We start from the raw sequence: 10,765 nt of genomic DNA, 5'->3' as shown, positions 1-10,765 counted from the left end.
AGTCATCCACACACGATTAGCACGCAATGAGCATAAGAAATGTAACAATTGCTTTCTTGCTCAGTCTAATCCTTAATAAAGCTATTATCCTACCTGGGCATCAAGTATTATTAATATCTCATTGAAACCGATCAAGCTTTAGATTCATATCGACACGGTCCGTAGTCCACAGTAGAACATCCGTAAGAAATGTCAAAGCGTCCATTTCACGCAGTCGGCTGACTATTAACTCTGCGAATACCTTTGCGTCATCTTTGAAGTTTTCTGCAAGGATTATGCCGCCAGTGTCTCCATCAATATACAAATGCTCCATATGTGGAGCTTTATAAACATGGCGAAGCCAAAGGGTTCCCTCATCTAAAATAAAAATCTGACGACCGTTCAATACATAACCTTCATATAACACGTACTGATGATCTTCATCAAATGGGCCGAGAACTAACGAAGCAAGTTCAAGATTTCCAGCCGCTCTCATTACGAATTTACTTCCCTTACTTTTATCACAAGCGTATAGATAGACGGGAGTAATTTTACGATGAACATATTATATTGAGCGCTTATTATGTCGTTGTTATGCGTATTATCATTTGCAAATATAATCATTTCGTTTGCCTCCTTGATTATTAATATGATATGGCTATTTGAACGGAAGAGATTGTGGACGTTCCACCTGCTGACTGGAACTTACATCAGTGACTAAGCTTCAACGACGCAAGCGCGAATATTACATGAGATTACGTTTTAACGATTTTCATAGGATAGGTTACCTAATTCATGATTCGTTAGAGTACAATGTTGCTAAAGATAAGTCCTTTTGTTACGATTAACGTAATAATGCAACCAACACTTCAATATGTCAACATGTTGTGCATAAATACTCAACTCATAATACTACGCTAACGTCAACATGTCAACATATTGTGCAATTATTTTATTGGAGGAATCTTCTTGAACGAATTAGTTATTCGCTGCCGTCTAGGTGACATTATGAAAGAGCGTGGACTGCAAAACAAAGACGTTGTAGAATTAACAGGTGTAAGTCGTAATACAATCACGTCATTGGCGGGTAACGCGACAAAACGTATTGACTATGATACTCTCGGTGCCCTCTGTTATGGGCTTGGGATTACACCAGGAGATCTCCTTGAATACATACCCAAAAACGAAAAGGGTCGTTAACTATACGGCTCTTTTTTGCATGGATTACCGTGAAATCAATAATACGATCGGAATTTCCGTTGGGTCTAACCTAGAATTTGTGTCTTACTAATAACAGTTTTTAGAGTTGATATTATGAATTAAAACTAAGCATATTTTCAAAAAAAGGTGAAAAATTTATTACATACGAAGTAATCAATTTTATCCTCAAGTTTGGAATTGTCATAATTGGTCTACTTATTTGGGACACAAAAAAAGCGATAGCACCCCTAAAATCTGCTACCGCTAATCACTATTCAAGTTTTATCGTCAACACGGGCAAGATAAATGTGAGATTGCTACGTCAATGCGCATTTGTTTCTTTCATTTAGAAAAGCTCTAGTTTCTTATTCAACGTATACCAAAATGGATTTTTATTTACATATGACTTGAAGCACAATTTAATAATACTCGTACCGCCTGGTCGTTTCTCCCATTTCTTCCGTAGTACATTGAAAGCTCATAACTGAATTTCAGATAATATGAAGCATCCACATCAGGTATTCTATTCCAGTTCATGGCCTGTATATTCTCTTCAAATAAACTCTCAAAATTATTTATTGGCAATCCACTTAATCGATTTGCCTCAAGTAATGTTAAGAGTCCAGAAATCAATTCTTCCTTACTTTGCAGTATAAATGATAGGTATTCATCTAAAGCCTCTGCTTTACCTTCCAATAAATCTAGCACCATCAAATTAACTTTAGAAATCTCTGTATAATATTTAATTTCATTTAGCGTTTCTGCATCTGTGCTTCTTAACCATTTGAGATTACCATAACTCTTAATACATTCTCTGGCTTTTTCAAATTCCAATAATTTTTGATGAGCTATTCCCCGCATCAACAGAGCATAGCCTATATAATAAACAATTACACGATCTGTGTGTATCTCTTCGGTGTACCTTTCTCCAACTAGCATATTCAAATTGTAAATTCTTATGGATTCATCATATAACGGTTCGCTTAGTTTAATTATTTCGCTCCAATGATTCAAATCATAAGCTATTCTGAGTAGTGTCACAGTCGAGTCTAATCCGTATCCATCATAATACCTCGACATACCCTTCCTCCTCATTTTACAATTAATAACATTATATTGATTTTTCTACCATAGGTCAAACCTATTTGTCTAACAAAATAGTTTAAAATATGCTGCATTTAATACCCATTTCAGTTTTCGGCATTATTTTTATATTTAATATTTTTTAATTCTCTGAAATAGAAAAGTCCTACCCACTTATCCATGCTTGGCAAGAGAAAGGTAAGACTTTTTTAGCGATTCGATTTGCATTTCATACGGAGTGCGACCAAGGTTCTACCGGCGATTGACCACGTACTATTCGATTTCAATCCACGCACTCCATACTGAGTGCGACTCCCGTTTGATGATGACCCATTACCCAATGAGGCTATTTCAATCCACTCACTCCATACGGAGTTCGACTCGATCCGGCTGCAGCCTTAATAAACGCTCATGTGAATTTCAATCCACGCACTCCATACAGAGTGCGACACCGAAAAAATACGTTTATTAACGATTCGATCCATCTAAAACACGTTTTTCACTATTATCCTATGACTTTCCATATCATAATTCAATCTATTCCTGTCTGTCTTTTGCCAAAAGGCAATAAATACCCCTTTTCGACAAAATCTGAGGTGCGAATCCCCCAGGGTTTTCATGTGAGTATCACATTCGTCACCTGCCTAAGTCACATACCGATTCCCCTAAATAACCTTTTTCATCCCCCCCATCCACACCATGACAAAGATCACATCCACTCTGCCTGTTCGAGTGCTACAGTTATAAACGACCAATTGACCAATTAAGTAATCAAGTCAATTTCGAGTTTACCCTTTAACATTCCATACGACTAGGAGGTGGATTTGCTATGAGAACAATCGATCGAAGGCAGCAAGTCATTGACTCGGCTGAAAAATCATTCGCTCTGTTTGGCTACAAAGCAACAACCATGGAGCAGGTTGCCAGACTTGCGAATGTGGGCAAGGGTACGATCTATACTTTTTTCGAGAACAAAGAAGAACTGTTCGGAGAGATCCTCCACTCCATCATTGCTGACATGAAGAAGATCACGGAAGAAACTGTGCAGGACGACAAACCATTTCTTGAAAACGTGCACCAGAGCATGGACTCTTTGCTGGAGTATAGGGAGGAACATGAGCTATTGATCAAGCTGTTTCAGGAGGTGAACGAGTTCGGCACGCCACAGGCCAAAGAAGGTTTGCAGAAAGTAGAGACCGCCATTCTCGAATATTTGGAACGCCAAGTTCAGCGCGCTATGGAATTACAGCAGATTCGCGAGGATGATCCCAGGCTGGTGTCTTTTGTCCTGCTGAAGCTGTATGTCACTTTAACATCCGATTGGAACAAAGCGCATCCTTCACTGCACAAGGATCAGATCAAGGATTTCGTGGGCCTCTTTCTCAAAAGTGGATTATCCCCTACATAAAGAAAGATGTGCGGCTGAATCCTTTTATAAATTAGAGAAAGAGATAGATATAGTAACAGAGTAGCGTAATGATGGGGAGAGAACATGATGAAATCATTCACTGTATTTGGGCAGGATTTGAAATCCGCCTTCAAGAAACCAAAGGTATTTATTCCGATTCTCGTGGTGCTGTTCATTCCAGTGCTATATAGCGGTCTGTTCCTTAATGCATTCTGGGACCCTTACGGCAAAATGAATGAATTGCCTGTCGCCGTGGTCAACACGGATCAGGGGGCAACCTACAATGACAAATCGCTGGAAGTCGGACAGAATCTGGTCGATGAATTGAAAAAAAGTGACGACTTCAACTGGAAATTTGTGTCCCGAGAAGAAGCCGAAAAAGGCATGGAAGACAACACGTATTATATGACGATTGTTATTCCAGAGGACTTTTCTGCAAAAGCAACCACGCTAATGGATGACCATCCCCAACCGGCAGAGCTGATCTATGAACCCAATGAAGGATACAACTTCCTTGCGGGTCAGATTGGCGGGACAGCGGTCAAACAGATCAAATCCAAAGTCTCTGCCAAAGTGACGGAATCCTATACCGAAACGTTGCTGGATCAGGTGGAGAAAATCTCTAGCGGTTTGGCAGATGCCGGAGATGGCGCAGGTCAGATCAACGAGGGTGCGGTCAAGCTGGATGAAGGTGCCTCCAAGTTGAAAGAGAACCTATCCAAACTGGCCGATGGAACCGACCAACTCGAAACAGGCATTGCCCCGTTAAAAGAAGGCACTAGCACCTTGGCTCGGGGAATTGATGAGCTTCATACGGGAGCCAGCTCCCTTTCCAATGGTTTGTCCCAATTGGCGGCAGCCGGTACGAACCTCGGTGACGGAGCAGCACAAGCTGAAGCTGGCGGCAAACAATTGAAGGCTGGGATTCAATCCGCTCAGGAAGGAGCCGCAAAATTGGATGCAGGGCTGGCAGCATCCGAGGAAGGCAGCGCCAAGCTGACCACAGGACTGCAAACCTCAGTCGAAGGCAGTGGCAAAGTAAGCACAGGCGCCAAGGCCGTTGCGCAAGGTCTTGCCCAATTAGCTGAGGCCAGTCCAGAGTTAGCTGCTAACCCGGCTGTACAGCAGTTGCTGGCAGCAAGTCAAGCTGTTGCCACTGGTAGCGAACAAGTATATCAAGGGGGACAGCAATTGCTCGAAGGTAGCCAAAGCCTGCAAGCTGCACAACAGCAGCTGCATCAAGGCAGCAGCCAGTTAGTGCAGGGTGAGCAGCAGCTTTTAGAAGGAGCAACGCAGTTGTCCGCTGGACAGGGTCAGCTTGCGACTGGCCTCCAGCAGTTCAACGCCAAATTATCTGAGGCTGCCGCTGGCGGAGCCAAACTCTCAGAGGGTTCCAGTCAATTAAACACAGGTGCAGGTAAACTGGTTGACGGGTTGAACCAACTTTCAGATGGAATCACCACCATCGCAGACGGTTCCCACAAGCTGGACAATGGCGCAGGAGATTTAAAAGAAGGTACCGCCAAGTTGACCGACGGCTCTGGTGAGCTTGCCACCAAACTGAATGAAGCCGCCGATCAAACAGGCAGTGTGAAAAAGACGGATGAACTCGTAACGATGTACGCAGAGCCCGTTCAGGTGGATGAACATAAACATAACGAAGTGCCCAACTATGGAACAGGGTTCTCGCCATACTTCCTGTCATTGGGGCTGTTTGTCGGGGCATTGATTGCAACGTTAGTTGTGCCCACACGCGGCAGCTCGGTTACCGATGCGACTGGGTGGAATCGTTTTGTGAGCAGAACACTCGCGTTCACGATCATGAGTGCCGTGCAGTCCCTGCTCGCCTCATGGCTTGTAGTGTCCGGCTTGGGGCTGGAAGTACAAAGCGTGTCTTTGTTCCTTTTATTCAGTTTCGTTACCAGCCTGACCTTCATGTACATCATTCAGGCTCTGGTTACTTGGTTAGAGAATCCCGGACGCTTCCTGGCGATCCTCATGTTAATCTTCCAACTGACCACCAGCGCAGGTACGTTCCCGTTGGAGCTCATTCCAAACTGGTTGAAAGGTTTCAACCCATGGCTGCCAATGACCTATTCGGTAACCGGGTATAAAGCTGTTATTTCGAGTGGACAGTTCGGTGTGGCTTGGGATCAGATCGGAATTCTGTGCATCTTTGCCGTGATTGGTCTGGCGGCTACCTTTACGTATTTCATGGTGCATCGTACGAGTGAGGTCGAAGAAGTAAGCGGTGAGGCAGCACTTCACGTATAAAATGGGAAAATAAAAAGCAAGGCATGTGTATAAGCAAGGCCCACGTCTGAACACAGCGGGTGTTTGCTTATACACGGCCTTGCTTTTTTAGTGAGGAGACAAATGCAGCTCGCCCTTCCTCATGATCCTAATATGTAGAAGAAATAGAAGAAATCTCGCTGCTAGAGAATGCGGCAAATGCAACCAGAATGAACAAAAAGAGAATCGCATATATCGCCGTACCAATGATGCCACAGACGAGACCGGCAATGGCGAGTCCTCTTCCCTGTTCCATGCGAAGTCTGATTTCCTTAAGAGAAATAGATGCGAATACGATAGCGACAATCCCAATCAGAAATCCCAAGTATGGAATCACGATTGACAAAATCCCCAAGACTAGAGCTGCGATAGACTTGCTATTGGTTTTCGGTACTACATAAGGTGGTGGCGGAAGCGAATCGCTATAATAACGATCCACATCATTCTGACGTTGATCCAAAGGTAAATCCTCCCTGTTGGTTAAGTAGTCTCATTATACTTGATTAGCTGAGGAAATATGCTCCATTATTTGTAAATATTCCGATTTTATTAAAAAAATCCGGATTCATCGTCGACTTTCGTCGATCCAATGAACCCAGATTCCGTTTATATCCATATCTTAACTCTTCTTGCCCCTACGCTTCCACTTCCACCCTCTGCAAAAACGTACGCGTACGCGAAAGCTTCGGATTGCCAAAGATCTGCTCCGGAGGTCCAGCCTCGGCAATTTCGCCGTTATCCATGAAGAAGACACGATCCGCGACATCGCGGGCAAAGCTCATCTCATGGGTGACGATCATCATCGTCATATTCTCCTGTGCCAACTGCTTGATGACACGCAGGACTTCTCCGGTCAGCTCAGGATCGAGTGCCGATGTCGGCTCGTCGAACAACAGAATGTCAGGCTGCATCATCAGTGCGCGAGCAATGGCTACGCGCTGTTTCTGTCCACCCGACAGGTTGGCGGGATAGGCATCCGCCTTGTCAGACAGCCCTACTTTACCGAGCAATTCCAGACTGCGCTGCCGGATGATCGCCGAGCTTTCTTTTTTCAACGTCTTCGGTGCCAGTTCCAGATTCGCCTGTACCGTCAGATGCGGAAACAAGTTGAAATGCTGAAAGACCATGCCCATGCGATCCGTAATCTTCCGTATATCCGCGCCGCCCGCGTACGTTCCGCTCTCAGCCAGCGTCTGGCCTTGAATGCGAATCGATCCACCCGAAATATCCTCGAGATGAATCAGGCTGCGCAGCATCGTACTTTTACCAGAACCCGAAGGTCCGATCACGGCAATGACTTCACCCGGCTCCACGTGGAACGATACCTGCTTCAATACATCAAGTGTACCGAATGATTTTCTTAATTGATTCACTTCTATAATATGTGTCATATGCAGACAGTCCTTTAATTGATCAGATTGGATAACTTCGTAAACTTCTGTTTCGTGCGCGTTTACTCAAATGTATAACGTTTCTCCAGTGCCTTGAAGAACAAGGTGAGTACCATGGTCAGCAACAAATAAATAATACCGGCAATCAGGAACGGTGTCAGACGGAAATCACGGTTTACCGCGGCCTGTGCGTAATGCAGCAGCTCAGGTACAGCCACAGCATACAGCAACGCCGTATCTTTGATTAACGTAATCGATTCATTCGCCGTCGCAGGCAGCACAACCCGGATCATCTGTGGGATGATGACTTTCGTCATCGTCTGCCATTTGCTTAGGCCCAGTACCTGTGCAGCTTCATGTTGTCCTTTATCAATGGAAAGCAATCCACCTCTGAAAATCTCGGCAAAGTAAGCACCATAATTCAAAATAAAGGCCAGTGCTGCCGCCGTGAAGCGGTCAAATACAAGATACTCCCCTACGCCTGGAAGCAGCGGCAGACCGAAGCAGAAGAACAACAGCTGAAGCATCAGCGGCGTTCCCCGCATCACATAGACGTACGTATGAGCGATCCACGCCAGTGGCTTGAATCGGCTTTTCATCAATAAGGTTACTCCAAATCCAAGGGGTACAGACACTACAATCGCCAGTAAAAATAAAAAGATCGTGGTCTGTGCCCCTTCAAGCATGGGCTTCATAACGCCCAGTAAATACTCCCAGCTCATCGCAATCGGCTCCTCTAATCTGTTAACCCCGAATTCCGCAGGAGACTTGCTCCTTTTTGGAATCCGGGGTCATGTTGTTTACTACATATGTCAGGCAAACGGCCTGATCCTATTTCAAAACTTCATCCTCACCAAACCATTTGGTGGAAATCTCGGCTGCTGTTCCATCGGCATTCAGCTCATCCAATGCCTTTTGCAGCTGGTTCAGCAGTTCTTCATTGCCTTTTTTCACACCAATACCGTATTGTTCCGGAGCAAGGGATTCATCCAGCAATTTGAATGTGCCCTCTTCCTTCGACATGTAATATCTCGCGACCACTTCGTCAATGATGACTGCATCCAGACGTTTGGTTTTGAGATCGGTCAGCGCAAGTACATTGTCCGGGAACTCGGACGCATTCACTTTATCCTTCAGCGGACTTGCCGCGAGTGCATCTGCCGCAGAGGAAAGCGCCTGCAATCCTACATTTTTGCCATCCAGTTCATCCAGCTTCGTGATCGGTGAATCTGCGAGTGTAACTGCAACCTGACTATTCTCCAGATACGGCTTCGTGAACAACACTTTATCTTTCCGCTCATCCGTAATCGTGTACCCGTTCCAGATCAGGTCGATGCGGCCGCTGTTCAGCTCCGATTCTTTGGAAGACCAGTCAATCGGCTGGAACGTAATTTCTTTCCCCATTTTCTCTGCTGCTGCTCTTGCGTAATCAATATCGAAACCTACAATTTCATTCTTGTCATCCCGGAAGCCCATTGGAGCGAATTTATCATCTATCCCCACGATAATGGCATTATCATCCTTGCTTCCCGAACTGGAACAACCCGCCACAACAATCATGCATATGCTGATCAATAATAAAAATATAGCTTGTTTTCTCATCTCTCTAACCCCTCCATGTCTATAACCAAAACCCAAACGCTTTAGTTCGTTACCACGTTATCAGAGCCTTATAATAACATAGCATGGGAGAAGAGTCGAGCATGTTGCCAAGTTCATTCGTATCTATTCCGGTCAATTGTCAACAATTTGTGAAAAAGCTTCTTTCACTTGCGCCGGTTCCACCAGCTTCTTACGCACCGATGCATCCCACTTATCCGGTTCCTGGAGCGTCTTCAGTTCCGTTCCAGCCCATTGCTGGGCGGCTTCACGGCTCAAAGTATATTGAACATCCTTAAATGAATAAAGCACATGCTCCAAATTATCAATCCATACAAAATTGGCAGCAGCATTATATACAAGGATTTGTTTCAACTCTTCGGGCTTCATATCACTGGCGTTCATCCTGTATTTAATCTGAGCCGTAAATGTCTTTGGATACAACTGATACCCATTCAACTGGTCGCTTAGAGGCAAGGCCTGATTTAAATGGCTGAGATTGGAGAAGTCTCCCATATAAGCACTGCGATATTTCGCTAATGCCGCAAAATCATGGGTTAACGGATCTTGCTGCTCCGCTTCATATTGTGCCTGCTTGGCCTCTATTCTCGGATTAACAACACCCTCAACCACAATGACACCACAAATACCGAGAATAACCAGTGCAATAATCCATTTATTCTTTCCCGTCATAAGACATCACCGACCTCATACTTGCCCACAATCCGATACGCCCTCTGCACGATCAAAGGAATAATAATACTTAGCAAAGGTATGGCAAAGGCAATCGCGATTACCGTAAATTGATAGGGTCCTTCTACCTGAATCGGACGACTATACCAGATGTTGCTTCCAAATCGCAGCGCAGCCTGTGTTCCCCACAGCACAACGATGAGCCCTGCCCATAACCACCATACTCTGCGCGTCCATTGCCATAACACAGGTATTCGAATTACGGTTATGTCCTCTGGATCAGCCGAAGTATTTTTATTTTTCAACATATAAAATACATACATTCCACCCACAATCACACTCATGAGCATGAGCAAGTTGTTAATGGTTGCACCTTGGATCATGACTCTCATTGGAATGGTAATGATCCAGGCGATAAGACAATAGATCAAGGCAGACTGCAACACCGCAGTCCAATAAGGAACACGCTGTACCCTGCGATGGTCACTCATGATCTGATCTATACCAGCTGCATGCTGAATAGCGGTCTGAAAAGCCTGCTCTTCGTCCATTCCCTGCTCCAAATAATCTTCGATTCGTGCAGCAAGATTGCTGTGAATCTCTTCCTTTAACTCCCGATTGGCTAACGTATCCTGCGCGCGATCGAAAAGACGATTCACATGGCGGGTAATGCGAGCTTCTAATGTCATATCCCTTCATCTCCCTTTTCCCCGGAAATAATCATGCAGTCAATCAATGTTTTGGCTGCGTGCCAAGCTTGAACCTGCTGTGTATAAGCTTCCTGGCCCTGCGTTGTAATCCGGTAATATTTGCGTCGTCCTCCCTGGGTCTCTTCCCCCCAGTAGGATTCCACATATCCACTCTTCTCCAGCCTTTTCAGACTGGAATATAGCGTCGGTTCCTTTAATTCAAACCGTTCTCCACTCTTGCGATAAATTTCCTTAATAATGCTATAGCCGTAGTTATCCTTCAGTATAAGTACACTCAGAATAATGGGGTCAATGTTGCCTCGAATTAGATCACTGTTAATCGCTTGCTCATCCATCTGCCAGGTTCACCGACTTTCTTCAATCCTGGGTATACTATAAGACATATTACTATGTCTGTAAAGGTAATATGT

At 44.6% G+C, this 10,765-nt stretch carries 12 protein-coding genes; 3 read left to right on the top strand and 9 right to left on the bottom strand.

Annotated features, from left to right (window positions below):
- Positions 1-118 precede the first annotated feature (118 nt).
- Positions 119-475: a hypothetical protein gene (locus P5G61_RS03040; RefSeq protein WP_301244384.1), complete on the bottom strand. Its 357-nt coding sequence runs from the start codon at positions 473-475 to the stop codon at positions 119-121.
- Between the two features lie 473 nt (positions 476-948).
- Between P5G61_RS03040 and P5G61_RS03035 the strand changes: the two genes are divergently transcribed.
- Positions 949-1,179, top strand: coding sequence for a helix-turn-helix domain-containing protein (locus tag P5G61_RS03035; RefSeq protein ID WP_301244382.1), 231 nt, complete (start codon positions 949-951; stop codon positions 1,177-1,179).
- 396 nt (positions 1,180-1,575) lie between these two features.
- Here P5G61_RS03035 and P5G61_RS03030 read toward each other — a convergent pair whose 3' ends face one another.
- Positions 1,576-2,259: a hypothetical protein gene (locus P5G61_RS03030; protein ID WP_301244380.1), complete on the bottom strand. Its 684-nt coding sequence runs from the start codon at positions 2,257-2,259 to the stop codon at positions 1,576-1,578.
- A gap of 832 nt (positions 2,260-3,091) precedes the next feature.
- Here P5G61_RS03030 and P5G61_RS03025 point away from each other — a divergent pair.
- Both P5G61_RS03025 and P5G61_RS03020 read left to right on the top strand, forming a co-directional pair.
- Positions 3,092-3,670: a TetR/AcrR family transcriptional regulator gene (locus tag P5G61_RS03025; RefSeq protein ID WP_301244378.1), complete on the top strand. Its 579-nt coding sequence runs from the start codon at positions 3,092-3,094 to the stop codon at positions 3,668-3,670.
- 87 nt (positions 3,671-3,757) lie between these two features.
- Positions 3,758-5,944: a YhgE/Pip domain-containing protein gene (locus P5G61_RS03020; RefSeq protein WP_301244376.1), complete on the top strand. Its 2,187-nt coding sequence runs from the start codon at positions 3,758-3,760 to the stop codon at positions 5,942-5,944.
- Positions 5,945-6,071: 127 nt separating this feature from the next.
- Here P5G61_RS03020 and P5G61_RS03015 read toward each other — a convergent pair whose 3' ends face one another.
- From P5G61_RS03015 to P5G61_RS02985, 7 genes are all read right to left on the bottom strand, one after another.
- Positions 6,072-6,422, bottom strand: a complete 351-nt coding sequence (locus tag P5G61_RS03015) for a DUF4190 domain-containing protein (RefSeq protein WP_301244374.1) — start codon at positions 6,420-6,422, stop codon at positions 6,072-6,074.
- Positions 6,423-6,597: 175 nt separating this feature from the next.
- Positions 6,598-7,353 (bottom strand): amino acid ABC transporter ATP-binding protein, encoded by a 756-nt coding sequence (locus P5G61_RS03010; RefSeq protein WP_301244372.1) that lies wholly within the window; start codon positions 7,351-7,353, stop codon positions 6,598-6,600.
- Positions 7,354-7,415: 62 nt separating this feature from the next.
- Positions 7,416-8,075, bottom strand: coding sequence for an amino acid ABC transporter permease (locus tag P5G61_RS03005; RefSeq protein ID WP_024628859.1), 660 nt, complete (start codon positions 8,073-8,075; stop codon positions 7,416-7,418).
- Between the two features lie 109 nt (positions 8,076-8,184).
- Complete coding sequence (locus P5G61_RS03000; RefSeq protein ID WP_024628860.1) at positions 8,185-8,955, bottom strand: amino acid ABC transporter substrate-binding protein; 771 nt, start codon at positions 8,953-8,955, stop codon at positions 8,185-8,187.
- Between the two features lie 132 nt (positions 8,956-9,087).
- Positions 9,088-9,645 (bottom strand): DUF4825 domain-containing protein, encoded by a 558-nt coding sequence (locus tag P5G61_RS02995; RefSeq protein ID WP_301244368.1) that lies wholly within the window; start codon positions 9,643-9,645, stop codon positions 9,088-9,090.
- On the bottom strand, positions 9,642-10,334 hold the full coding sequence (locus tag P5G61_RS02990) for a permease prefix domain 1-containing protein (protein WP_301244366.1): 693 nt from the start codon (positions 10,332-10,334) through the stop codon (positions 9,642-9,644). Before P5G61_RS02990 ends, P5G61_RS02995 begins: the two co-directional genes overlap by 4 nt.
- On the bottom strand, positions 10,331-10,690 hold the full coding sequence (locus P5G61_RS02985; RefSeq protein ID WP_301244364.1) for a PadR family transcriptional regulator: 360 nt from the start codon (positions 10,688-10,690) through the stop codon (positions 10,331-10,333). Before P5G61_RS02985 ends, P5G61_RS02990 begins: the two co-directional genes overlap by 4 nt.
- Positions 10,691-10,765: the final 75 nt, after the last annotated feature.

It is taken from the genome of Paenibacillus vandeheii (assembly GCF_030433635.1).
Taxonomy (GTDB): Bacteria; Bacillota; Bacilli; order Paenibacillales; family Paenibacillaceae; genus Paenibacillus; species Paenibacillus vandeheii.
Note: the sequence above shows the minus strand (reverse complement) of the source record. Positions and strands in the feature narration are given on the sequence as shown.

Excerpts from the sequence above, each read along its gene's own strand:
- P5G61_RS03040 (WP_301244384.1), bottom strand. The coding sequence starts at position 475 with ATGAGAGCGGCTGGAAATCTTGAACTTGCTTCGTTAGTTCTCGGCCCA.
- P5G61_RS03030 (WP_301244380.1), bottom strand. The coding sequence starts at position 2,259 with ATGTCGAGGTATTATGATGGATACGGATTAGACTCGACTGTGACACTA.
- P5G61_RS03025 (WP_301244378.1), top strand. The coding sequence starts at position 3,092 with ATGAGAACAATCGATCGAAGGCAGCAAGTCATTGACTCGGCTGAAAAA.
- P5G61_RS03020 (WP_301244376.1), top strand. The coding sequence starts at position 3,758 with ATGAAATCATTCACTGTATTTGGGCAGGATTTGAAATCCGCCTTCAAG.
- P5G61_RS03010 (WP_301244372.1), bottom strand. The coding sequence starts at position 7,353 with ATGACACATATTATAGAAGTGAATCAATTAAGAAAATCATTCGGTACA.
- P5G61_RS03005 (WP_024628859.1), bottom strand. The coding sequence starts at position 8,075 with ATGAGCTGGGAGTATTTACTGGGCGTTATGAAGCCCATGCTTGAAGGG.
- P5G61_RS03000 (WP_024628860.1), bottom strand. The coding sequence starts at position 8,955 with ATGAGAAAACAAGCTATATTTTTATTATTGATCAGCATATGCATGATT.
- P5G61_RS02995 (WP_301244368.1), bottom strand. The coding sequence starts at position 9,645 with ATGACGGGAAAGAATAAATGGATTATTGCACTGGTTATTCTCGGTATT.
- P5G61_RS02990 (WP_301244366.1), bottom strand. The coding sequence starts at position 10,334 with ATGACATTAGAAGCTCGCATTACCCGCCATGTGAATCGTCTTTTCGAT.
- P5G61_RS02985 (WP_301244364.1), bottom strand. The coding sequence starts at position 10,690 with ATGGATGAGCAAGCGATTAACAGTGATCTAATTCGAGGCAACATTGAC.